This is a genomic window from Cerasicoccus sp. TK19100, from assembly GCF_027257155.1.
Classification (GTDB): domain Bacteria; phylum Verrucomicrobiota; class Verrucomicrobiia; order Opitutales; family Cerasicoccaceae; genus Cerasicoccus; species Cerasicoccus fimbriatus.
On record NZ_JAPWDU010000006.1, the window covers coordinates 362,177 to 385,523 of the forward strand.

General features: G+C 57.2%; 18 protein-coding genes. 10 read left to right on the plus strand and 8 right to left on the minus strand.

All coding sequences use genetic code 11. The features are described from left to right. Positions 1-77: 77 nt before the first annotated feature. Positions 78-605 carry a DUF5069 domain-containing protein gene (locus O3S85_RS16550; RefSeq protein WP_269541869.1) on the minus strand — a complete coding sequence of 176 codons (528 nt, stop codon included), beginning with the start codon at positions 603-605 and terminating at the stop codon, positions 78-80. 100 nt (positions 606-705) lie between these two features. Continuing rightward, positions 706-1,248, minus strand: a complete 543-nt coding sequence (locus tag O3S85_RS16555) for a DUF5069 domain-containing protein (protein WP_269541871.1) — start codon at positions 1,246-1,248, stop codon at positions 706-708. Positions 1,249-1,402: 154 nt separating this feature from the next. Here O3S85_RS16555 and O3S85_RS16560 point away from each other — a divergent pair, with 154 nt between their 5' ends. From O3S85_RS16560 to O3S85_RS16575, 4 genes are all read left to right on the plus strand, one after another. Then, positions 1,403-3,448, plus strand: a complete 2,046-nt coding sequence (locus O3S85_RS16560) for a sulfatase (protein WP_269541873.1) — start codon at positions 1,403-1,405, stop codon at positions 3,446-3,448. 244 nt (positions 3,449-3,692) lie between these two features. Then, a complete protein-coding gene (locus O3S85_RS16565) occupies positions 3,693-4,232 on the plus strand; it encodes an RNA polymerase sigma factor (protein WP_269541875.1) in 540 nt (179 codons plus the stop codon). 27 nt (positions 4,233-4,259) lie between these two features. Further along, positions 4,260-7,124 carry a YfbK domain-containing protein gene (locus O3S85_RS16570; RefSeq protein WP_269541877.1) on the plus strand — a complete coding sequence of 955 codons (2,865 nt, stop codon included), beginning with the start codon at positions 4,260-4,262 and terminating at the stop codon, positions 7,122-7,124. A 459-nt stretch (positions 7,125-7,583) separates the two neighbouring features. Further along, entirely contained in the window at positions 7,584-8,438 is an 855-nt protein-coding gene (locus O3S85_RS16575) for a DUF3313 domain-containing protein (RefSeq protein ID WP_269541878.1), read from the plus strand. 6 nt (positions 8,439-8,444) lie between these two features. Here O3S85_RS16575 and O3S85_RS16580 read toward each other — a convergent pair whose 3' ends face one another. Then, complete coding sequence (locus tag O3S85_RS16580; protein WP_269541880.1) at positions 8,445-9,119, minus strand: hypothetical protein; 675 nt, start codon at positions 9,117-9,119, stop codon at positions 8,445-8,447. A 295-nt stretch (positions 9,120-9,414) separates the two neighbouring features. On the opposite strand from O3S85_RS16580, the gene O3S85_RS16585 reads away from it, so the two are divergent. Continuing rightward, on the plus strand, positions 9,415-10,602 hold the full coding sequence (locus tag O3S85_RS16585) for a glycoside hydrolase family 16 protein (protein ID WP_269541881.1): 1,188 nt from the start codon (positions 9,415-9,417) through the stop codon (positions 10,600-10,602). Positions 10,603-10,659: 57 nt separating this feature from the next. Here the strand turns inward: O3S85_RS16585 and O3S85_RS16590 are convergent, their stop codons facing one another. The 3 genes from O3S85_RS16590 to O3S85_RS16600 form a co-directional block, all read right to left on the minus strand. Then, positions 10,660-11,577 carry a hypothetical protein gene (locus O3S85_RS16590; RefSeq protein ID WP_269541882.1) on the minus strand — a complete coding sequence of 306 codons (918 nt, stop codon included), beginning with the start codon at positions 11,575-11,577 and terminating at the stop codon, positions 10,660-10,662. A gap of 76 nt (positions 11,578-11,653) precedes the next feature. Then, a complete protein-coding gene (locus O3S85_RS16595) occupies positions 11,654-12,091 on the minus strand; it encodes a hypothetical protein (protein WP_269541884.1) in 438 nt (145 codons plus the stop codon). A 620-nt stretch (positions 12,092-12,711) separates the two neighbouring features. Then, positions 12,712-15,219, minus strand: coding sequence for a ribonuclease R family protein (locus O3S85_RS16600; RefSeq protein WP_269541886.1), 2,508 nt, complete (start codon positions 15,217-15,219; stop codon positions 12,712-12,714). Positions 15,220-15,430: 211 nt separating this feature from the next. On the opposite strand from O3S85_RS16600, the gene O3S85_RS16605 reads away from it, so the two are divergent. The 5 genes from O3S85_RS16605 to O3S85_RS16625 all read left to right on the plus strand — a co-directional run bounded on the left by O3S85_RS16605 (position 15,431) and on the right by O3S85_RS16625 (position 20,621). Continuing rightward, positions 15,431-17,566, plus strand: a complete 2,136-nt coding sequence (locus O3S85_RS16605; RefSeq protein ID WP_269541888.1) for an ABC transporter substrate-binding protein — start codon at positions 15,431-15,433, stop codon at positions 17,564-17,566. A gap of 15 nt (positions 17,567-17,581) precedes the next feature. Then, positions 17,582-18,187: a DUF3592 domain-containing protein gene (locus tag O3S85_RS16610; protein WP_269541890.1), complete on the plus strand. Its 606-nt coding sequence runs from the start codon at positions 17,582-17,584 to the stop codon at positions 18,185-18,187. A 135-nt stretch (positions 18,188-18,322) separates the two neighbouring features. Beyond that, positions 18,323-19,960, plus strand: a complete 1,638-nt coding sequence (locus O3S85_RS16615; protein ID WP_269541892.1) for a translocation/assembly module TamB domain-containing protein — start codon at positions 18,323-18,325, stop codon at positions 19,958-19,960. A gap of 51 nt (positions 19,961-20,011) precedes the next feature. Further along, a complete protein-coding gene (locus O3S85_RS16620; protein ID WP_269541894.1) occupies positions 20,012-20,233 on the plus strand; it encodes a hypothetical protein in 222 nt (73 codons plus the stop codon). A gap of 19 nt (positions 20,234-20,252) precedes the next feature. Then, entirely contained in the window at positions 20,253-20,621 is a 369-nt protein-coding gene (locus tag O3S85_RS16625) for a YdbL family probable chaperone protein (protein WP_269541896.1), read from the plus strand. A 181-nt stretch (positions 20,622-20,802) separates the two neighbouring features. On the opposite strand, the gene O3S85_RS16630 is transcribed toward O3S85_RS16625, so the two are convergent. Both O3S85_RS16630 and O3S85_RS16635 read right to left on the minus strand, forming a co-directional pair. Continuing rightward, complete coding sequence (locus O3S85_RS16630) at positions 20,803-21,729, minus strand: phytoene/squalene synthase family protein (RefSeq protein WP_269541897.1); 927 nt, start codon at positions 21,727-21,729, stop codon at positions 20,803-20,805. 172 nt (positions 21,730-21,901) lie between these two features. Next, positions 21,902-23,260, minus strand: coding sequence for a DEAD/DEAH box helicase (locus O3S85_RS16635; protein ID WP_269541898.1), 1,359 nt, complete (start codon positions 23,258-23,260; stop codon positions 21,902-21,904). Positions 23,261-23,347 lie beyond the last annotated feature (87 nt).

Below are 23,347 nucleotides of genomic sequence, written 5' to 3' on the forward strand. Positions count from 1 at the left end.
TGTCGGGCAATCTTGAATTCATGAGTTCTCGCTGTTACTCAATAGAGGAGGGATCGCACTCAAATATTCCCGGCGGCCTACGCCTTGCCCGTGTGCCGCTTTACCCAGGCCACGATGGCGGAGTCGTCGTCGAAGTGATCGGCTACCACTTTTAAAAACTGCGCAGGGTGGATGTCGTGGCGTTGGAGGAATTTCCGGTCGCCGCCGCAGCTGTACATGGTGTCGTTGTCGAGCTCGCCCTTGAGCTTCGCGCGGGCTTTGGCGATGATGCGCGGCAGCCAGACAAATCCATCGGCTTCAGCGTCTTTGGCGGGGAGTTCGGCGGGGTCAATCTGCTTGCCGCTGCGCTGGCCCTTGAGCTGATTTTTGAAATACGACCGGCGCACATCGGTGATCATGGCGAAGGTGTTAAAGTCTGGATCGCCGACGGAATTATAGTCTTCGGCAAAGTCGTAAATTTCCTGCGGGGTCACGCCGTTGTCCGCGAGCCACTGGGCTTCCTCTCGGGTAAAGTAGGTCGCCGAATCTCGCTGGCCCGCTGCGTATTGATCAACGGCTTTTTGCCAGAGTTTGTGCAGGGTTTGGTGGTATTGATAGTTGCTCATGGGGCTTTTGTCGTGGATTGGCAGGATACCTTGCAAGGTAGATAGAGTAAAGCCCGACTGCATCCAGTCGGGCTTATAAAATGAACCAGGGTCGTGGCGCTTAAACCGAGGCCGCGTTGAGTTCGGCCGAGCGCGCCTTGACCCAGTCGACTACGGCTTGGTCGTCGTCCATATGCTGCTCCACGTAGCGGAGGAAATCAGACGGCGCGATGTCGTGGGTCTGGAAGAATTTCCGGTCGCCGCCGCAGCCGTACATGGTGTCGAGGTCCAGTTCGCCGCGGAGCTTAGCCTTGGCCTTAGCAATGAGTCGGGGCAGCCAGACGATGCCGTCGACTTCGTCAGTCTTGGCCGGGTATTCGGACGGGTCGATGGTCTTGCCGGTGTATTCGCCATTCATGACCTTGAGGAAGTAGGAGCGGCGCACATCGGTGACGAGCGCGAAGGTCAGGAAGTCGGGGTCGCCGCCACGGGAGTAGTCCTCGGCGAAGTCGTAAATTTCCTGTGGGGTGATGCCGTTGTCGCGAAGCCACTGGGTTTCCTCGGCGGTAAAATAGGTGTCCGAGCCGCGTTGACCTGCCTTGTATTGGTCGACGGCTTTTTGCCAGATTTGCTCAAGCGTCTGCTGGTAGTTGTAATGCTTCATGCCGGTAATAGGATGGCTTTTGGCGAAAATTGCAACCGATCAGGCGTCAAGATGTGGTTACGTCTGCTGCCGCGCGCCTTGGATATGGTTTCGGGCCGGAGCGGTTGAGGCGGGACCCGGCTTGCGGCAGGGTGGGTGTTCCCCGTGAATGCCCATGCTTTTTCGTTTCTTTGTTAATCGCTGGTTCTGTGCTTTGCTTTGCTTGGCCGCCAGCGGGTTGGTGTGTGCCTCGCCGCCCAACGTGCTTTTCATCATCGTGGATGACCTCAAGCCGACGCTGGGCTGCTACGGTGATGACTTGGCCGTGACGCCGAATTTCGACCGCCTGGCCGACGAAGGCATTGTCTTTAACAGCGCGCATTGCCAATGGCCGGTTTGCGGGGCCTCGCGCGCGAGTATGACGACCGGCCTCATGCCGGAGGAAAACGGTGTGACCGGCTTTGAGCTGATCCGTGACACGCTGCCCGATGCCGTGTTTTTGCCGCAGCATTTCCGCGAGCATGGCTATGAGACCGTTGCCGTTGGCAAATGGCATGATCACCGCACGGTGGGTGATGGCACAGCGACGGTTGAAGACGCGTTGTCGTGGTCGTTGCCCTTTAATTACGGCGGCGGTAAAATCGGCTCGACGCAGATTACGGATCGCAACGGACGGCGCTGGCCGCTGGCGGCGGAAGCCAAAGACGGCGATGAAAGCAAGTTTGCCGACGGCGTGCGCGGTGGCCTGGCGGTGGATTTGATTGACTCGCTCGCCACGCAATACAACGAGACGGGTAAGCCGTTTTTTATTGGCGTGGGCTTTGCGCGGCCGCACCTGCCATTTCTCGCGCCCACGGCTTATTGGGACCTTTACGAACGCGACGATTTCCAGATCGATCCCGTGCAGACGCGTGGGGAGAACCGCGTCTGGGCGGCTTATGACAACGTGCACGAGCTGGAGAATTACTACGCGCTCAACACCGATGCCGAGGGCTTCGCCGAGCCCTTTGCGTGGGATGGCCCCTACGAGCCGCACCAGCTTTCCGAGGCGAACCAGAAGGAGCTGTTGCATGGCTACTATGCGTGCACGTCGTTCGTGGATCACCAGATCGGACGGCTGCTCGACGAACTCGATGCACAGGGCGTGGCCGACGACACGATCGTCATCGTGATCGGTGATCACGGCTTCCACCTCGGCGACCACCTGAAGTGGGGCAAGCATACGCCGTTCGAGCAGGCGGCGCGGTTTCCGTTTATCCTGAAGGCACCGGGTGCCCTCACGCCGGGGATCGTCAGCGACAGCCCGGTGACGATGCTCGATATCTACCCGACGCTTTGCGAGCTGGCGGGGCTGCCGCTGCCAGAGCAGCCACTGCCTGCCGAGCTGCAAACGGTGCACGGCCGCGCAACGTTACCCCAGCGCGGAAAAAGCCTCACGCCGATCCTGGCCGATCCAACGGCCGACCTTCGCTTTGGCGCAATTACGACCTATCGCAACGGCCCCTACGGTTACAGCTACCGCACCCGCACGCACCGCTACATCGAGTGGCTGGGCAACGACGGCGAGGTCACCTTGCGCGAGCTTTTTGATCTGGAAAACGACCCGCTGGAAACGATCAACATCGCCGAAGACTCCGCCAACGAATTACTCGTTTACCGCCTTGCACAGAAGATGAGGCAGCCCGCGGAAACGCCCGGTTGCCATCGCTTGCATGCCTCACCGGGCAACGCGCTGAACAACGCCCTCTACACCGCCGATAGCGACGGGGACTTGATACAGGACGGCCTGGAAATCGATCTTTACGACACCGATCCATTCGATGGCGTCTCGCCGCAGCCCAATACCTTTCTTGCCTGGTGCGGTGAGCGTGCGTTGACGCAGTTTCTGCCCGATGACGATACCGATGGCGACGGCGTGCCACTCATCTTGGAATACCTGGCATCGAGCGATCCCTCTGCCGGTTCGCCATTGCGACAGCAAGCGCGAGTGGAGCAGAACCAGCTTGTTCTGGAAATGGTCATGAGCCACGAAATCTTCCCGGCCGACCTCGTGATCGACTTTGAGGCAAGCCGCAGTCTTGGCACTCGCGCAGGCTGGGCCCCGGCAGCGCACACCTACGAAGTGACCCCATTGGACGCGACGCACTGGCTCCACACCTGGCGCAGCAGCACACAACTCAATGGGCAATCTTTTGTGCGGCTGAATGCCAGTTTGGAATAGGTGTCTAGCGTTTTCAACCTCGGTGGCTCGACATCAGCTCTGGTGAATGGTCGAGTTATGGCTTCATGGAGTGTTGGCTCGCGTCGATTTTGAACGCATCGCAATCTATTTGGAGGCCTGTTTTCGGGGCTTTGTTTTGCGGTGAGCATTTTTCTGAAAATTTCTCCTAAGAAAACCTGAGCTGGATCGTATCCCTTTTAAATCGGCTTCACCTGAGCCGAGTGAAAGACACAATCAAACTCAGATGGGAGATGACTCACTATCCGCCGCCACCCGCCCGCAGCTTACGCGGGCTATTGAAATTTATTCCAAACCGCTTTCGCGCTACGCGTATTCGCTCTGTGGATGCGTGCACCGCTCCCAGGACGCTGTCCAGGACACCTTTCTCCGGCTCGCTGAGCGCGCCGAGCCAATTGAACCCGATGACCGCCTGGGCCCCTGGCTATTCAAGGTCTGCCGGTCGCGCGTCATTGACCAGTTTCGTAAGGAGGGTCGGATGAAGACTGGTGCCGATCTACCCGAAACCCACCCCGGGCAGGCCGAGACCGCCTCACCGGTCGAGACCACCGAAATCGCCGACAGCGCCGCGGCGGTCTTTGCCCACATGGACCAGCTGCCGCCTAACCAACGCGAAGTGCTGCGCCTCAAGTTCCAGGCCCAGCTTTCTTACCGGGAAATTGCCGACGTGCTGGACCTCTCCGTGACCAACGTCGGCTACCTCGTCCACACCGCCATGGCGAGCCTGCGCCAACGCCTCCGCACTGAATCCGACCTGCTCGGTTAATCGCACACCTTCAACTTTTTGATCACCGTGAATTTTGATCCAAACGACCCACGTCTCACCGCCTACGCCTTAGGTGAACCGCTCGATGCCGACGCGGAAAACTTTGTCCGCGAACATCGTGACGACCCGGATTTCCAAGCTGCCGTAGAGGAAATCCGCCAGACGGCCAAGCTGCTCGAATCCGCCTTTGGCGCTGAAGCCGACTCCGCAACCGCCGTTGACGAAAAAGCGATCCTCGAACGCGCCAAGCCAACGCCGCCCAACCGCGTCATGCTCTTCCTGCGCAGCTCTCCCGTCATGGCCATCGCCGCTACGCTTGTCCTGATGGGACTGGTGGCGATTGGTAGCTGGTGGACTCTGCGCGAACCGGAGCCGACGGCGACGGTGACTATTCAAATCGAGCGCCCCGACAGGTTGGATGAGCCAGTGTTAGTTGCGTCCGAGAACTTCAACGCCCAGTTAAACATTCTTGGCAGTGAAAAGTTGGCCGAAAACGTAGCGCACCGACTCACCCTAGAGCAGTTGAAACAGCTTTCGGGGAACGATCTGTTAAGTGACGGCTGGGTTGCTTCAGCGGCTACTGAGATCATGAAGCGCACATCGCTTGATACTCAGCGTGAGTCATATCTTATCGATATCAACGTCCGCCATCCGGATGAACAATTGGCAGCGACACTTGCGAATCTCCTGGCCGACGAATACCTAAATTACAGTATAAAGTTAAATATCGAAACCAGTATGCGGGCAGTCGAAGACCTGCGTGCTCGCGCCGATCAGCAGCGCTTGAAAGTCGAAGAATTGCGGGCCGACGTGAGTGTTTACCGCAACAAGTTCAAGCGTCTTGGGTTTAGTTCCGAAGAGCTGGGAGCCAAGCAACAAAGTTTGGTCGAGGCTGAATCTGCTTACGCGGAATTACAAGGGCAGCTTCAAACCGAGAAAGCGAAAGTCGCATTGACCAGCGCTGGCGCACGGATAGTGAATCAAGCCTCTTCCGAGGGCCCAATTGCGCTGGCCGATGTGGCAATGCCCGGTGCGACAGTCAATGGAATCAAGAAGCCTGTTGCACAGAATATTCCGGCACCAAAACCACCTCCGCCTAACGCAGACTCAAGAGAGGCCATGCTTAAGGAGGTGTCGCGTTCGTGGTCTAGACCACAAATCATGCCTGCTGAGGGTTCCAATCTTAGTAGAATTTCCGGTGATGTTGGAGTAGATAAAAAGGCATCGACTCCCCCCGGAGCGACAGCCAATGAACAAGGCGCGCTCTTTGCCTATGATGCGACAAATGATGCCCGGCGTGACTGGTCCGATCAACAAGGCACCAACTTGACTGGTTTTGTTTATGCCGCGCCGGGGCCAGGTGAGGTACAAACCAAAAGGCGAAACAGAGTATTACCAAGTCGACTGGAGGAAGTTCAAGCGGTGATTCCGGGCGAACAGCAATGGAACCGCGAAGGCTACGATCTCATTAAGGACAATGAATTCACCTCGCCGGGGGTGGAGCCGCTGTCGACCTTTTCCATCGATGTGGATACGGCCAGCTACGCGAACGTCCGCCGCATGCTGCGGGGTGGGCAACTGCCTCCACCGGACGCCGTGCGCATTGAGGAGATGATCAATTACTTCGACTACGACTACCCAATTCCCGCCGGGGAAGGGCATCCGTTTTCGGTCACGACCGAGGTCGCGCCCGCGCCTTGGAGCCCGCAACACTACCTCGTGCGCATTGGCCTGAAGGGCTACGAAATGCCGTGGGAGGAGCGTCCGTCGAGCAATCTGGTTTTCCTGATCGACGTGTCCGGCTCGATGAACAACGCCAACAAACTCGGCCTGGTCAAGCAGGCGCTCACGGGGTTGACTCAGCGCCTCGACCGGCGAGACCGTGTGGCGATTGTCGTCTACGCGGGCAGCAGCGGCCTCGCGTTGCCATCGACCACGGCGGACAACCAGGAGACGATTCAGCACGCGCTGGCCAACCTGAAAGCCGGCGGTTCGACCAACGGGGGGGAGGGCATTGAGCTGGCGTATCAAGTCGCGCAGGAGAAGTTTATCGAGGGCGGCAATAATCGCGTTATTCTGTGCACCGACGGCGACTTCAACGTCGGCGTGAGCGACCGCGGCCAGCTGACCCGGCTCATCGAAGACAAGGCTAAGAGCGGCGTCTTCCTTTCCATCTGCGGCTTTGGCATGGGTAACTTGAAGGACGACATGATGGAGTCGCTATCCAACGCCGGCAACGGCAACTACGCCTACATCGACACCATCCGCGAAGCGCGCAAAGTGTTCGGCCAGGACCTCGCGGGCACGATGCTCACCATTGCCAAGGACGTAAAAATCCAGGTCGAGTTCAACCCGGCCAACGTCGCGGCCTACCGCCTCATCGGCTACGAAAACCGCATGCTCGCCGCCAAGGATTTCAACGACGACACCAAGGACGCGGGCGAGATCGGTGCCGGACACACCGTTACCGCGCTCTACGAAATCGTCCCCGTCGGCGTGGATAGCCCGGCCTTACCGCAGGACTCTGTCGACGCGCTGAAATACCAGGAAGCGCCGGTTGCCAGCGAATCAGAGAACGTCTTTGGCGACGAATGGCTAACCGTCAAGCTGCGCTACAAACAGCCCGATGGAGATACGTCGACCTTGCTTAGCACCGTGGTGGACGGCCCGTCGGAGGCCCTGGCCGTGAGCAGTGATTTGCAGTTCGCCTCGTCCGTCGTGGAGTTTGGCCTGCTGCTGCGCGACTCACCGCACGCGGGTAATGCCAATTGGGCCGGCCTCATCGAGCGCGCCCGCCAGACCATTGGCACCGATCCCGGAGGCCATCGTGCGGAATTTGTCGAGCTCGCGAAAGCCGCCCAGGAACTCTCGGCGCAACAGGCTGCGGAGTGAGCGGGCAGGGGGGCAACTTACAATGACTATCGAAGCGCCAACGGCGCGGTTTCATAATAGCCTGGGGTCAGTGAAGAGCGATGCTCTGAACGCAGCCCCAGGAAGAATGAATGACCTAAAATCTTTGAGTGCTGAAAGCACGGCTTCATTGACGGGTGTTGAGGCCACCCTTTCAGGGTTCGAATTATTCGTTTCGCTTGGTTCCTAGGGCTGCGCTTCTGTCGCGTTGCGACTTGCGCTGACCCTAGGCTAGTATGAACTCGCGCCGTTGGCGCTCAATGCCCTTTGGTTTTCGATCAACTCAATCAGAGTGAAATGTTCTTCGCGAACATCGGTTGGAGCTAATGGCGACGGACTATATTTTAAATCGGGGCGGTAAAAGTTGGCAGGCTAGCCAAAATCCGATGCGGGAGATTCGCGAACTTGCGCCATCGACGGCTTGTGATATGGGTTTTAAAAATGAAAAGCCCAACGACTGCCATTGCCTTGTTCGTGCTGGCCCCGCTGATCGCGGGTGCCGGCATTCTCTCTAATATTCAGGACCGCCTGAATGAACGCACGGAGAACATCACCGACAGCAGTTCGCGACTGTCATCGACTGCGCCGCTGGACACCGATTCGGACGACCAACCGGGGCCGGCCGAGGCAATCGTGGGCGCGGTCAAGGCACCGATCCAAGACGGCATTTCCGAGCTAACGCCCACCCGCGCCGCGCCGATGACGAAGTCCGGCTTTTTGCCCAGCTACGAGGGCTTCAAAGAAGACCCGGACACCGGTGCCTGGGTCTGGACCGACAAGCCCGCACCGTTGGCCGCCTATGAGAAATTCGCCATTGCCCCCATCGTGGTTTACCCGGCCAAGGATGCGCAGTTTCAAGCGGTTAGCCCGGACGATCTTAAGAAGCTCACCGACTACTTCCGCTACGAGCTGACCAAGGCCCTCGAAGCGCAGGGCTTTTCCGTGGTAACCGAGGGAGGCGAGGGCGTTGCCGTGCTGCGCATTGCCATCGTCAACGTGGTCCCCGGCAATCCGGTAAAGTATGCTGGCTCGTTCTTTCCCTATGCGCGGATCGTGGATGGCGTAAAGTCCGCGACGGGCGAAGCAAATATGGGCGTGGGCACGATCTCGATTGAAGCCGAGGCGATCGACTCCGCCACCGGCGAGCCTGTTGCTGCCGTGATCGACACGCTCGCGGGCAAGAAGCTGGATGTCCGCCAAAGTCTCAACAAATGGGGCGACATCGCGCAAGCCATCGACACCTGGGCGCAGCGCTTTGCTGCCCGCGTGAGCCAGGCGCATGGAGCTAAAGAATAGTGGCGTTTATTGCTCGCGCTTAGAACGACGGCGTCGAACGTAAAGTAGAGCTACCAGACTGGTGAGGCCTAGGAATGCGATGGCCTGCGAAGGCTCAGGAATCGCAGTGACAGTGCCATTCAGGCGAACGTTGTCCAAGCGAACGTTCGAGCCACTCACATTGATGGAGTCGGAGTACGACCAGCGCAAAGTGATGGCGGTGATGTCCTGGTATTCTGAGCCAGCGAGCGACACAAGCTGGTCAGTGTTCATGATCGTGCCGCTACCGGACGCCAGCGAATTGGTGAAAATCACGCTAGATCCACTTCCTAGACCCAAGGGGTCGGACTGCAGGTAGACACTGTAATTGAAGGAGGCACCGTTGGCATAAGAGCCGTAGTCGAAAACGATGGATTCCAGGTTGAGCGTGTATCCCGGTGCCGCTTCGACATGCATGTTGAAGTAGGAAGGGCCGTCCAAAGCAGCATTTTGCGTGGAGGCAGTGTTGCTGGTAGGGATATAGGCTGCGTTAGTCGTTCCGGAAATCGCGCCATTCGTCACGAGGAAAGGATTCGCGGTAACGTTGGCGTCAACATTAGTCGCCAACGGCGATGCGCCCGCAAAGGTATACTGTGCAATTAAGGCTGCTTGGCTGCTGGCCGCGGCTGCAGCAATAAGGGATGTCACGATGAGAGTTTTCATTAGCAATAGTTTGAATTTTATTTAGTGATTTTTGTCCTGATGGCAAGCACTTGCAGGATCATTATAACAGGCAGGCGACTGCTTTACGCATATTACCCACAGTAATTAGCGTAAGCGTTCGGCGGCAATCTCCTTCGTGGTTTTTCTAAATGCATAGCGTTTTGCTGAACGGCTGGGATGCCATTCCGGCAATCAAGCGAAATATAGAATATAACGGATTAGTGCATCTTTATGTCGATCATTAGAATGATTGAGGTTCTTGACTTCACTTCTTGGCGCGTTGAAGCTGAGTCGTATGAAATGTTACCTCGGATTCCTTACCCTATTGTTGTTGCTCGTTTCAGGAGTACAAGCGGAGCAAACAATAACCCTTGGTGACTGGGCAAAGGTCACCGCGCCAACGGAATATGAGCAAGGCGTCGCATTCCCGGTCAAGGTCGACGTGCTGAAAGTGGACGGGCCGACGAAGCTCGTCATGAATGCGAACTGGCTGAAGGACAGCGGTGCATTCGGCGGCTTCCTGCAACTGCTCAATATCAATGAGGATGTTACGGCACCAAAGTCATTCGAGTTCAACGTCACCATATCGAAGACCAAGCCCAACCTGAAAAGTGTGAGCCTGGCCCTGTATTTGTCACCCGATGGCGAGTGGAAAAACAAGACCGTATCGGGCATCGTCACGCTCACGCCAAAAGCGAAACAAGGCACCGGCCATGAGGCGATGGAGTACGAGAAGATCACCGCCGAAGTGAAGCCGTTTTACATGAATACCGCACCGCCCGTGGCGACCTTGGCCGAAGGTGGCTTTGCCGACGAGCCGTCGTTTGTCGATAACTTTGACCCCGGCTGGCCGAACAAAAGCGCTTGGCGCGTAGCGAGCTGGGAACAAAACGGCACCCTGATGAGCCCCGAGCGCTGCTACGTCGACGATTCCGGAAACCTCGTGCAAACGATCCTCAAGGGCGGCCCTCCTTACTTGGGCGGCTCCCTGCAGAGTGCGCGTGAATTCGGCTATGGTCGCTGGGTGGCTCGCCTGAAGCCCACCGATGTTCCCGGCGCGCTCAATAGCATGTTCACGAAGGATTGGGACGATCTGACCACCGAGAAACCAGACAACGACGGCACCGGCTTCGAGATCGATATCGAGCTGCTCTCTTACACCTTTGGCAAGGACAAGGGCGCGGTCCACCTCGCGATCCATGCCAAGGGTTTTGACAATTACCTCAGCATCAACCCGACCCTGGATTTCAACCCCTCGGACGACTACCACGAGTGGGGCTTCGACGTGCTGCCCGACCGCATCATCTGGCACATCGACGGCAAGTTCCTGCACGAGTGGAAATACACCAAGGAGGTCTACGCCAACGAGGGCTACGAGATGTTCTTCAACTCCTGGACGATGCCCAAGTGGATCCACGGCCCCACCCAGGAAGACGCAGACTACCACATCGACTGGGTGAAGTTCTACCCGCTGAAAAAGTAGCGCGATTCGTATTTCCTGCGCATTTGGGACGTTGTCCAGAAGCGTTTTATTGTAATTTTATACTACGATAACAGCAGTTGTTGAATCAATACTGCCGGTTAATTCCACTTTAATTCGGAATAGCCTAATCGGAAACCCAAAGGCAAATGCTTCAAATGTTAGTTCATAACTTCCAATGCCCCTAATAATCGGCATTCGAGGCACAACGTCGAGATGGCTATTGAGAAATACTTCGCATTGGTTTTCAAGGTTCACCGCCAAGAGATCGACGCTTCCTTCAGAAACAGGGAAAATTGCTTGAGCGTATGAGCTGCCTGATCCAGTAACCTTTAAAGGACTTCTATCTGGCGACTCCGTTGATGAGCCGTCTGAAATATTTTTGATATGCGCCAAGCGAACGCTTGCATCGGATGCTCCAATATCACTTCTTGGATTCTTGATCTTCGCATATAATACTCGGACCAAGCGATTTCCGGTGTGATCACCATAGCGCACATTTGGTCCCCATTCGACCTTTTCCAGTCGGAGGTGACGAGAATAACTACTGCTCCATCGAGCATCAACAATTGCTTGCTTTACGATTCCAAGCACCTCGTCAGGACGCTCAAACTCAGGCGTATTGCATACAATGAAATCAAGGACACCCTCCTTTTTTGTCGTCTTCTGATTGATTACCAAGAGTTTTTCGAATCCGAGAGCGTAAGCAACTGCCAACTCTTGGTTCGTGTAAACTGAACCTCGGTTGAATTCTCCCGAAGCTCCAATAACTTTTTCTCTCTGGAAATTGATAAAGAGATAAATATCCGAACTCTTAAGTTCTCCGATGATTCCGGCGTTTAAATCGCATATGCTTTGAACCTTGATCGCGACATATGGCTCATAGCCTTCAGATTGCAGCCAAGAGGCAACTTCTTCTGAGACCTTTCGTTCATCGGCTGATGCCTGGCCGCAACTAATAAAGACTTTAGCTTTCATTTTTTGCACAACCTAGAGATGTCTCAAGACTGAAGCGCGGAGCGCGAAAGGAATTGAGACAATCGACTGGTTCAGATTATTTGCTTTCTAGGTATTCGATCTTGCACTTGGTCTCGCTGGATAGCCCAAACTCAATGAACTCATCAGTGCTATCAAAGAGTATTGCCTTCCGCTTTTCGATCTCATCGATAAATATTCTCTTATACCCATTTTTCTTCGTTCCTGTTGTGAAAGTCGTTGAGGTTGGGCTGCTGGCTAACATATCGCCAACTAGGTTGAAGGCTTCCATGCGCATGATAAAATCAGTTCTTATAGTGTCTACGTCACCAAGCGAGACGAAGAACTGATTTAGCTTTCCGAGGTCATTATATATTCCGATTTTTGTTCCGTATTCCACGACTTCAACAGTTCCCCGTTTGATATGGACTGTTTTTTGAGCTTCTTCAACGATCGGAGAGATCGCACCGAGCTTTAGTGCATCCTGCAAGTCTTCGAGTTGTAATGTGAGTTTCATAATTTTATTTCTGAACAGTATTATCGATCACACCTCTAAACTTACGAACTGGCTGCATGCAGGGTGTGTTTCGTAGCGCGAGAGTGGCTGTAAAGGTCATGTTGGTCAAGGTTTGAACTTGTTATGAGCTGGTTTATCTTGGTTTTGTTTGGTTCTTCGGTTCGTGACTTGATGGTAATGATTGAGTAGCAGCTCATGGAACATAAACCGACGCCGTGCTGGTCAACGGAAATTGCCTACTGCGGAGAATTAAAAACATAGCCACTGTTGTTGCTCTGACAATAGTGGCTATGTTGACGCAACAACAGTGGTTGTGTTGGGGAAACAACAGTAGTGGCTTTTTCAAAACACAGCATGCTGCTTTTTGAAAACATAGCATAGGGCTTTTTGAAAAAGCCCCAGTAGGCTTTTCGGAAAAGAAGCATAGGGCTTTTGCAAAACACAGCGTAGGGAAACGCTATTTTGGCTCGGTTGCTTCCGTTGGCACCATGGCTTCAGTTGGTGCCGTTGCTATGGTTGCCTCCGTTGCTATGGTTGCCTCCGTTGCTTCGGTTGGCTGGAGTGTTTCCGTGGCCCGGTGCTGCGTTGGTGGGAGCGAGCAGGGGGTGGGCGAGGCGCGGCTACTTGTTGCGCTTGCGCTGGCCGCGGCCGCCGCTTTTGCCACCGGGACTGCTTTTGCCGCTAGGGTTGCGCTTACCTGCCTGACTGCTCTTGCCGCTGGAGCTACTTTTACTGCCCTGGCTGCGGCCGCCTTGGCCCCGACTGCTTTGGCTACGGCTGCTTGAGCTGCGGCTGCCTTGGCTGCGGCCCCGGGGTGGGCCACCGCGGCCGCCGCGGCGGGGCTTGTCCTCGATTTGGTCGGTGAGGCGGAAGTCCATCTGGCGCTTGAAGCGGTCGATGCGTTCGATCACCACCTTGACGTTGTCGCCGACGCTGTAGCGCTTTTGCTGCTTGCGACCGAGCAAGGCTTGGCCGCCGTCGACGACGTGGTAAATGTCGTCCTGCAAGGTGGAAATGTGGACCATGCCGAAGGCCATCGTTTGCGTGAGCTCGATGAAGAGGCCGTGGTTGCGGGCGTCGGTAATGACGGCGTCGAACTCGTTTTTCTCGGGGCGCTCGGCCTCGCGCTCGAAGTATTCGAGGAGCTTGATCTTGTTCGACTCGCGCTCGGCTTCCTGGCTGTTGCGCTCGGTGATCGAGACGTGCTCGCCGAGGCGGTCGAGCTCGTTCTTGGCGTAGATTTTGGGCGGGCGCGAGGGGGCGCTGTCGTTGCCGGATTTGACCAGGTGAAAGTCAAAAATGCGGTGCACGATCAGGTCCGAGTAGCGGCGGATCGGCGAGGTGAAATGCGCGTAAAATTGCTTGGCCAGGCCGTAGTGGCCGTCGGCTTCGGCGCGGTAGCAGGCCTGCTTGAGACTGCGCAAAAAGCTAATGCGCAGCGTGTAGCCCTGCGGATGATCTTTGATCGCTTTGAGCAGCTTGGTGACTTCGCTGCGCTTGGTGAGGTCGCCGCATTTGATGCCCGCGATGGCCATTTGCTGGCGGAGCTCATCAAGCTTCTCGGGCTCGGGCTCGTCGTGAACGCGGGACAGGTAAGGCAGCTGCGCGTGGGATAACTCTTTGGCGACGACTTCGTTGGCCAGGAGCATGTATTCCTCGATGAGCTGGTGGCTCTCGTCGTATTCGTGCTGGACGATTTTGTCCGCGTAGCCGTCCTCATCGACGTAGATTTTCACCTCGGGCATATCGAGCTCGAGGCTGCCTTTTTTAAAGCGATCGCGGCGCAGATTGGAGGCAACTTTCCACAGGGCGCGGACGCCCTTTTGCAGGTCTTCCAGCTCGTTGTCTTGCAGCTCGTTGAGCGCGCGGCCGGTGGAGCCGGTTTGGTGCGCGGCGGGCAGGGGCGTGGCGCGGATTTTCTCCAAGTCGCTTTGCTTGAGCAGCGCCAGGGCCTGGGCGTAGGTGAGGCGCTTGTTGGAGCGGATGACGGAATTGGAGAACGACTTTTTGCGCAGAGCGCCCTTGGCGTCGAAGTCCAGCCAGACCGTTTTCACGAGGCGGTCCTCGGCCTCGACGAGCGAGCAAATGCCGTTGGAGAGCGCGTGCGGGAGCATGGGGATCACGCAGCCGACGAGGTAGGTGGAGTTGCCGCGCTTCTGGGCCTCGCGGTCGAGCGGCGTGTTGTGCTTCACGTAGGCGGAGACGTCGGCAATGTGCACACCGATCTTCAGGCCACCGCCTTTTTTATACTCGATGGAAAGGGCGTCGTCGAAGTCCTTGGCGTCGTCCGGGTCGATGGTGAAGGTAAAGATCTTGCGCGCATCAAAGCGGTTGCCGATGTCGCTGTTGGTGACCTTGGGCGAGACTTCGAGCACCTGCTCGCTGACGGCCTGCGGGAACTCCGGGGAGAGGTCAAACTTGTGCAGCAACGCCTTGAACTCGGCACCCGGCTCGTGGGTCTGGCCGAGCACTTCGATGATTTCGCCCTCGGGGTTGAGGTGGCGCTGACGCCATTCGAGCATGCGCACAATGACCTTGTCGTCCTCCTTGGGGCGCGGCAGAAAAGTTGCCTGTTCGGGCGGCGGCACGAGGATGTCCTGGATGATGCGCGGGTCGTCCGGGATGACATACCAGAACATGCGGGAGCGTTTCAGGGTGCCGGGAAAGGTCTCTCGCTTGCGCTGCAAAATGCGGATAACGCGGCCAAACTGCATGTTGTCAAACTGGCTGCGGCGGCGGTTGCCGCGGTCGCGTCCGTGGAAGCGTTTTTCAAAGTCATCCACGCGGACGAGGACCTTGTCGCCGTGCATGGCCAGGCCGGTGTCTTCGGCTTTTATCTCCAGGGGCTCACGGGTGGCCTGCCCGGGCTTTTGCTCGGGGAAGACGCGGGCGGAGCCGCTCTGGCGGAAACTGATGTCGCCGGCGACGAGGTCGGCGTCTTTGGGGAGGACAAAGCGGTCTTTCTTGACGCGGGCAATGACGCCTTCGTCGAGCAGTTTATGCAGGGTTCGGCGCAGTTGCTTGCGCTCGGTTTTGCGGAGCAGGAGGGCGTCAGACAGTTCGTCCTGGCGTAGCGGGGAATAATCTTTTTTCCCCAGTAATTCGATAATCGATTCTTCTAGAGCCATAGGTGGTTGTTCTTAACCATAGTCGTGATTGGCCCGCTGTAAACTGGATTAGGGAATGTTTTTCAGGCCATACCTGGACAGTGCGCGGGGAATAAGTATGCCGGGTGGCGGCTCTTCATCATGTGGGGTTTTCGGGTTGAGTGCGATGATAGGCGATGGTAGAATTTACTTGAGTATCTACCATTGTGGCCGATTGATAATAGGGTAAAGCATGCGTTTTTTGATAGATAAATGCCTAATCGTTTGGCGGGGGTCGTTTTTAGTGACGACCTTGGTGTGCTTGTTGTGTTCGCCAGCGCTGCTCGCGCACGATGATGGCCCGCATGAAGAAAAGCGGCTGGAAAAAGTAACCGTGCAGCTCAAATGGCTGCATCAGTTTCAGTTTGCGGGTTTTTACACGGCCTTGGAAAAGGGCTATTATCGCGATGTCGGCTTGGACGTGGAGCTAATCGAGGGCGGCTCCCACGTGGACCCGGAGGACGTGGTGCTGCAAGGGCGGGCAGACTTCGGCATCGGCACGCCGGAGGTGCTGCTGGCTTTTGCCGAGGGCAAGCCGGTGGTAGTGCTGGGCGTGATCTTCCAGCACTCGCCATATATGATTTTGACCACGAAGGAATCCGGCCTCGGTGACGTGTCGGACCTCGTGGGCAAACGGGTCATGATCGAGCCGCAGGCCAGCGAAATTTACGCCTACCTCAAGCGCGAGCGTGTGCCGGCGGACTCGCTGAAGTATCTTCAGCACACCTCCGGGGTGGAGGAGCTGATCTCCGGTGAGGTCGATGCGATGTCGGCCTACTCGACGACTGAGCCTTACTTTTTGAAGGAGGCCGGGATTGACTATTTTTATTTCAGCCCGCGTTCGGGCGGAGTGGATTTTTATGGCGACTGTCTGTTTACGACAAAGTCGATGATCGAGGAACGCCCCAAACTGGTGGAACGTTTTTACGCGGCCACGTTGAAGGGCTGGCAGGATGCCATGGCGAATCCGGAGGAAGCCGTGGACCTGATCCTTGAAAAGTGGCCCACCAAGTCCTCTCGCGAGGCGTTGCTCTTCGAAGCGCAGGGCATGGCCGACCTGATGCACCCGGAGCTGATTCCGATCGGATACATGTATGAAGGGCGCTGGGAGCACATTCGCGATACCTTTATTGAGCTGGGCATGCTCCGTGATGCGATCTCGCTGGATGGCTTTCTGTATCGGAAAAACCTGAAGCCGGACCTGACCTGGTATTACATCAGCTCGGGCGCGGCGGTACTGCTGGCGGTAATTGCCTTCTGCGTGTTGTTTCCTTTGTGGCGGCTCAACCGGCGTTTACGCAACGAGGTGAAGGAGCATGAGCGCACCAGTCTGCAACTGATTGAGGCCAAGGATGCGGCGGAGCGGGCCAACCGTGCCAAGCGTCAATTCGTGGCACAGGTGAGCCATGACTTGCGCACGCCGTTGAACTGCATTCTGGGCTTCTCCGAACTGCTACTGGATGATGAAAAAGACATCGAGCGACGCGGTAGCCTGATGGCGATTCGCTCCGCCGGGAAGTCGCTGCTGCGGATGGTGGACGAGCTACTGCGGATCGACCAAATCGAATCGGGGCGCATCGCGATTGCGGCAATTGATTTCCTCATTGACGACGTGACCGACCCGTTGATGGAGCTACTGGAGTCCAGTGCGCGCGGCAAGGGCCTGATCCTGCTCAGTGTCATCCAGGCCCCTTTGGCGGGCGATATGGTGGGCGACCCGGAAAAGCTGCGGCAAATCCTGCTCAACCTGATGGGCAACGCGATCAAGTTTACGGAAGCGGGCGAGGTCACGCTGACGGTCTTGGCCGATGGCGATGGCATGGTGCGCTTCAAGGTGGAAGACTCCGGGCCCGGCATCCCGCCGGACATGTTGGATAGTATTTTTGAGCCTTTCGTGCGCGACGTTAAGCAGCGGCACAAAGAAGGTGCCGGGTTGGGGCTAGCCATTGTTAAACGCATGGCGAAGGCAATGGGTGGCGACGTGATCGCCACCAATACCGGTCACGGCGCGTTGTTTGAATTAACGCTCCCGTTGACCTCTTCCAAGAAAAAGGGCCTGTTCAAGGAGCTTGGCTTCGAGGAGCTGGCTGGCCAGCAAGTCGGCGTCGCGCTGGATGACTCGGCCTGGGCACAAGCGGTGCGGGGCAACCTTGCCAGCTTGGGCCTCCAGTTGCACGATGCGCATGACGCAGCCGATTGTAGCTTTATCATTGCTGACAAACGCCAAATGCCGACCGATGCTTTTGAGCAACCGGTGGTCGCGCTGGAGCCGCATCATCCGGTGATGTCGCGTCGCATTCTGGGGCGTTACCTGTTGGCGGCGCGTTAGCGGGGACATATATCCTTGAAGCGCGGCGGCGTGGCACGCCATGCTGTGGAAATGTCTATCCCAGTCATCGTTACGGGCATTCTTGCATTGGCGGCCATCCTCGTGGCGGTGCGTCGCGGAGAGTGGAAACCGTTTATCATCGGCGCGGTGTTGCTGTATGCGGCGGCCTTCATTTTGAAGGTGGGTCTGGAGCAGCAACAGCTCTGGTACGAGTCTGCGCATTGGAAAACTATTCCGGCAACGGTGGTGGACAGCACCAAGCAGAAGACCACGCGCAAAGTAAAGTCAGGGGACAGCTATCGGACCGAAGTTAGCTACCATTTTAAGGTTGCTTACGACTATACTGTGGATGGCATCGCCTACATCGGAGACCGCTACACGGTGGGTATGTATGAGAGTTCTGAAGCGGCGGTAGATGAGCTTGTGAAGCAATATCCGAAGGGTAAAACGATCGAGATACTGTATGATCCGGCGAACGCGTCTGAGAGCGCCATTACTAGGGGCAAAGTCAGCTCCAGTTGGTTGCTCTATGCCATTACGCTGGTGCCGGCGCTGTTTGGTGGCATGTTTATTTTTCGGACGATTCAGCAGGCTGGGATAACTGAACGCCAGCCTAGTTAACGTTGAGTCTTACCAAGCAATCACGCTGGCTGCGTCTGGTGAATACTCTTCTTCGCCGGTCGTCTATTTGAATGACGTAAACCATCGACACTTCGGTGGGCTTGATTTGCGAGGCATTTCGCATAGCTTAGTGGGATGCGTCGTGTTCTGCGAGTCATCTGGCTGATCGCGCTGTCGGTTGGCTTGCTGGCGGCGGTGGTGTTGTTTACCTTTCGCTGGTGGGTCACGTCGGCGGTGAATGCGATCCTGCCGCCGATCCTGGCGGAGGCACCACTGGAGTCTGCGAAGGTAGACATGCGTGAGGTTGGCCTGAACGCCTCGTTGATTGACATCCAGGAAATCAAGGCACCTGGCCTCAAGCTTACGGACACCGAGATCGAGGTCGACTACGCCGTGGGCCAACTACGACGGCAAAGCGTGGACACGGTCACCATTCGCCACTCGAATCTGTTTGTCGATCTGGATGCGCTACTCGGCCAAGCGGGCAAGGGGGCGGGCGGTTCTGCGCCAATGCAATTGCCGGAGCATTTTCCGCTGATGCAGGTGCTGGTGCAGGGGGCCGACATCACCTTGAAAAAGGGCAACTGGCGACAGCAGTTTGCGGCGTCGGCGGATGTCAACTTTGCGCCGCGCACGAGTTTTGATCTGAGCTTGGAAGGCGAGGGCAAGCCGCTCGACCTGAGTGGGGTTGCGAACTTTGCATCGCAAAGTGGATCGGTAAAAGCCAGTTGGTCGCTGGAGGCATTGACCCATTGGCTAAAGCAAGCGCCAAGCCTGGGGCTCGCCTTGCCCGAGGTGATGAAAGACCTGACGCTGGCGGGCGACGCCTCACTTACCGCAACGGTCGGCAACGGCCAACCGCAATCCGTGCGCGCCTCAGCCAAGGCCTTGCCTTTGACGGTATCGGTCGCGGGTGCCGAGTTGCAATCCGACGCAGCGGAGGCTGCCGTTTACGGCCAGCTAGGCGAGTCCCTCAGCGCACGCATGTCGCTCAGCCCGGCGAGCTTGTCCTGGAGCGCGGGTGCCGGGCGGATCGAGGGTCTGCGTGGTGCCCTGGACCCGATATCGCTGCAACCGCTCGGCGTGTTTGCGCCGCAGACGCTTAGCTTTGATCAGTTTAGCCAAGGGGAATTATCCGCCAACGAAGGCCGCCTGACTTTTACTTATCAACCGGCGCGCGCACCGGAACTCGACGCGACGCTGGAAGCGAAAGCCTTCGATGGCCGCTTGACGATTACCATCACCGGCAGTCCGTTGCCACCGCGTTCCCTGGTGATCAAAGTGCGCTTCGATGCGGTGAATCTGGAAGAGTTGGCTGCGCTGATGCCGGATTTCGATGGGCGGATCATTGGCACGGTTTCGGGTGAGCTGGGCTTGCGTTTTGGCACTGAGATTGAAGGGCTGTTGCCGGGATACCTGGAGATGAAGCCTGGCACGACCGGCCGTTTTCAATTTTACAAACAGGGCTGGGTTACGCAGGACCCGAACTTGAACCCCGTTGAGTTCGCCCAGGGCAAAGACGTCCTCACGCTACTGAAACAGCCCAACGGTGCCACGGTTTTGACGGAGCTCGCCATGCGGGATTTAAAGATGACCAAGTTTCGCCTGGACGTGACTGAGACCCAGCGGAGTGCTCCGGCAAAGGTGACTATTTCCCTCGAAGGCGAGGGCGAGGTAAAGGGCACAGCGGTGCCCGTTGTGCTCGATGTCCCCGTAACCGGGGACGTGATCGAGACGATCAATCTCGTGTTAAAAATCCAGCAGCGTATGTAATTTGAGGTCACCGTAGTTGACGCCACGCATGCATGGGTTATCATTCAACGTATGCTTAAACCACATTTTCTGGCGGCGATATTTTCGTTCGTTCTTTGCGGGTGCATCCAGACGGAGCACAAAGTCGAAACGCATCACAAGATCGATCCGATCCACATTACCGTCGATGTGAACCTGAAAGTGGAACGTGAGCTGGACGACTTCTTCGGCGATCTGGACCAGCAGTCATCGCTCATCACGGAGGACGCTTCCGAAGACGCCCGCGGTCAATAACCCCAACGATTTTTCAGTCATGAAACAGCAAGCAATTCTTGGATTTTTCCTTTCCCTCCTCTTCGCCATCACCGCACAAGCGGCCGACCTTGGCGCGATTAAAAAGTCGATGCAGGAGCGCCAACCACAGATTGAATCGCTCTGGTCACAGGGCCTGATCGGTGAGAATAACCAGGGTTACGTCGAAGCGCGTGGATCACTGAGCCCCGACCAAACGAAGCTCATTGCCGCGGAAAACGCCGACCGTAAAACCGTCTATGCGGCCATCGCTAAAAATGCCGGTGTGACGGTGGATAAAGTCGGCCAGCAGCGGGCCGCGCAAATATCCAAAGGTGCCGCCAACGGCTTGTGGCTCCAGGACGCCAAAGGCGCGTGGTATAAGAAGTAATTGAGTGTGTCGGAATCTGCTGACATGCCGCTTCATTGAACGGGTTAGCCATGCATGTCGGGAATACATTCGAATGTAGGGCTCGCGCTTGCGCGACGCCGCAACCTGCTGGCTATGGGGCAATGGCGGCATCGCGCAAGCGCGAGCCCTACATCGTGAGGCAACGACTTGATGACGTCGCCTAACTCGCCAGTGAACGCAGCGCGATCGACAATTTGCGTGGCGTAGGCACATAGCATCGGCCAGCAAAGACGTCGCTATGCTTGCGCTCAATGGCACCAAGGATGCCGCCATAAACGCGGCTCATTAGCTTCACGCAAAAGCGTGAGCCGTCGCCGTCGAGGTAGGGCAATCCGGTTTCGCCAGCGCGGTAGTAGGCGCGCGCGCGGTCAATTTGCCAACGCATGAACTTTTGCCAACGTGGATCGTTGGCGTCTGGCGCGGCAAGAAAATCCCGGCTTAGATCAAACTGTTCCAGCTCTTCGCGGGGCAGGTAAATACGGTTGCGGGCAAAGTCTTCGGCGACGTCGCGCAGGATGTTCGTGAGCTGCATCGCGATGCCCATTTCGATCGCGCGCGGCACGCCTTCGATGTCCTTGAGGCCAAAGATGCGGCTCATGATCAGGCCGACGACGGATGCCACGTGGTAGCAGTAAAGTTCCAGCTCGGCCCAGTCGACGAACTCCACCGGCTTGCGGTCCCAGCAGCAGCCTTCCATGAGATCGACGTAAAAGCTCGTCGGCACGGCGTATTGGCGTGTGACCTCGGCAAAGGCGTGCGCGAAGGGCAGGTTACTTTTTCCGGCAAGCATCTTATCCAGCTCGGCTTGCAATGCGGCGAGATCTGGCTGCTCGGCGGGAGGCGTTTCGTCGATCACGTCGTCCACCCAGCGGCAGAATGCATACACTGCATAGGCGGCGCATTTCTTTTCGGCGGGTAGGGGAAAGGACGCGAAGAAGAAGCTCGTGGCGTGCTCGCGGGTGGATTCCTTGCACGCGGCCAATGATGCCGCGAGCTCCGGCTTGCGGCTCCAGCCAACTTCCGGCCGGGGCGTCTCCCAGTCGGTCGGCAGTTTGCGGGTAATGGCTTCGCCTAGCGGTTTTAGCATGCGTAGAGGAAATCGATAAGGCAGGGGCGGTTGCTCTCAACCGTCCGTTACTGTGCATAATGAAAATAGATTGTCCAACTGAATGAAACCGGAGGGCCGTGGCAACCGTCCTTACCCAATAAAATAGCCCGCTCAATTGAGCGGGCTATTGGAAAATGGGTGCTTTGGCTAATTAGCCATTGGCTGCCGCGCTGCGTGGGCCGCGCTTGGCATGGAAGTTACGCTTGCCGCGTGGGCCGCCATTGCCGCGGAAACCACCGCCGCTTTTGCCACGGAAGCCGCCGCCACCGCCGCTGAAGCCGCCCTTGCCCTTGCGCTGGAAGCGCTTGCCTTGGCCGGGCTTGCCGCCGCTTTCGCGGCGGGACTCAACCTTGGGCTGGTGGAAGGGATGTGCGTCATGCGTCATGATCTGCTGCTTGATGAGACGCTCTACGGCACGAAGTTCGTTCATGTCGTTGCTCGTGCAGAAGGAGAGGGCCACACCCTCGGCACCGCCACGGGCTGTGCGACCGATGCGGTGTACGTAGGCTTCGGGTTCGTCGGGCAAATCGAAGTTCACGACCATGGTGATGTTCTTCACGTCGATGCCGCGAGCGGCGACGTCGGTTGCCACGAGGATGCCGACTTTGCCGCGGCGGAAGTTTTCCAGTGCGCGTTGGCGGGCACCTTGTGACTTGTTGCCGTGGATGGCCTCCGACTTGTGACCGGCGCGGGTCAGATGCTTGGCCAGACGGTCGGCACCGTGCTTGGTGCGGCTGAAGACGAGGGTCAAGTGGTCGCCCGGCTTTTCGCGCTGCTCGTCGAGCAAGCTTTCGAGCAGGAGCATCTTGTCGTCCTTGTCGACGAAGCACATGCGGTGGTCAACGGCGTCGGCCGTTTGCTTTTCCGGTGCGATGCGGACTTCGGCCGGGTTGTCGAGAATCTCGTTGGCCAGATCGGTGACGTTCTTGGAGAACGTGGCCGAGAAGAACAACGACTGGCGCTCCACTGGGAGCTTATAGATGATCTTCTTGATGTCGTGAATGAAGCCCATGTCGAGCATGCGGTCGGCTTCGTCTAGCACGAAGAACTCTACGCCATCGAAGTTGAAATGGCCCTGCTCATAAAGGTCGAGCAGGCGGCCCGGAGTGGCCACCAGAATGTCCACGCCGCGGCGCAGCGCTTTGATCTGCGGAGCCGCGCCAACGCCACCATAGACGAGAGCCGTCGACAGGCGCAGGTGCTGACCGTAGGTTTCAAAACTCTTGCCGACTTGCACGGCGAGTTCACGGGTTGGGCACAGGATCAGTGCACGGAATTGCTTCTTGATCAGGCGCTGTGGGTTCTCGTGCAGTTGGTGCAGAATCGGCAGCGCGAAGGCGGCCGTTTTACCGGTGCCGGTTTGCGCGGAGCCAAGCAGGTCACGTCCTTCCAGCAGCGGCGGGATAGCCTGTGCTTGGATCGGTGACGGCGTGGTATATTGCTTTTCGCGCAAAGCGCGTTGCAGGGGCTCCGCCAGTGGCAGAGCCTCGAAGGAAGGCATTTCGCTCATATAGGTCTGTATGCCCGCAGGCTGTGAAGCCGGAATTAAAGTGGCGGGCGCTCTCGATGAAGTGATGTGAATCTGAAACAATCACTC

Bases quoted from the DNA above. Each gene is read 5' to 3' on its own strand.
- O3S85_RS16565 (WP_269541875.1), top strand. From the start codon at position 3,693: ATGGGAGATGACTCACTATCCGCCGCCACCCGCCCGCAGCTTACGCGG.
- O3S85_RS16635 (WP_269541898.1), bottom strand. From the start codon at position 23,260: ATGAGCGAAATGCCTTCCTTCGAGGCTCTGCCACTGGCGGAGCCCCTG.
- O3S85_RS16550 (WP_269541869.1), bottom strand. From the start codon at position 605: ATGAGCAACTATCAATACCACCAAACCCTGCACAAACTCTGGCAAAAA.
- O3S85_RS16590 (WP_269541882.1), bottom strand. From the start codon at position 11,577: ATGAAAGCTAAAGTCTTTATTAGTTGCGGCCAGGCATCAGCCGATGAA.
- O3S85_RS16615 (WP_269541892.1), top strand. From the start codon at position 18,323: ATGCGTCGTGTTCTGCGAGTCATCTGGCTGATCGCGCTGTCGGTTGGC.
- O3S85_RS16580 (WP_269541880.1), bottom strand. From the start codon at position 9,119: ATGAAAACTCTCATCGTGACATCCCTTATTGCTGCAGCCGCGGCCAGC.
- O3S85_RS16560 (WP_269541873.1), top strand. From the start codon at position 1,403: ATGCTTTTTCGTTTCTTTGTTAATCGCTGGTTCTGTGCTTTGCTTTGC.
- O3S85_RS16620 (WP_269541894.1), top strand. From the start codon at position 20,012: ATGCTTAAACCACATTTTCTGGCGGCGATATTTTCGTTCGTTCTTTGC.
- O3S85_RS16595 (WP_269541884.1), bottom strand. From the start codon at position 12,091: ATGAAACTCACATTACAACTCGAAGACTTGCAGGATGCACTAAAGCTC.
- O3S85_RS16630 (WP_269541897.1), bottom strand. From the start codon at position 21,729: ATGCTAAAACCGCTAGGCGAAGCCATTACCCGCAAACTGCCGACCGAC.
- O3S85_RS16585 (WP_269541881.1), top strand. From the start codon at position 9,415: ATGAAATGTTACCTCGGATTCCTTACCCTATTGTTGTTGCTCGTTTCA.
- O3S85_RS16555 (WP_269541871.1), bottom strand. From the start codon at position 1,248: ATGAAGCATTACAACTACCAGCAGACGCTTGAGCAAATCTGGCAAAAA.
- O3S85_RS16600 (WP_269541886.1), bottom strand. From the start codon at position 15,219: ATGGCTCTAGAAGAATCGATTATCGAATTACTGGGGAAAAAAGATTAT.
- O3S85_RS16575 (WP_269541878.1), top strand. From the start codon at position 7,584: ATGAAAAGCCCAACGACTGCCATTGCCTTGTTCGTGCTGGCCCCGCTG.
- O3S85_RS16605 (WP_269541888.1), top strand. From the start codon at position 15,431: ATGCGTTTTTTGATAGATAAATGCCTAATCGTTTGGCGGGGGTCGTTT.
- O3S85_RS16625 (WP_269541896.1), top strand. From the start codon at position 20,253: ATGAAACAGCAAGCAATTCTTGGATTTTTCCTTTCCCTCCTCTTCGCC.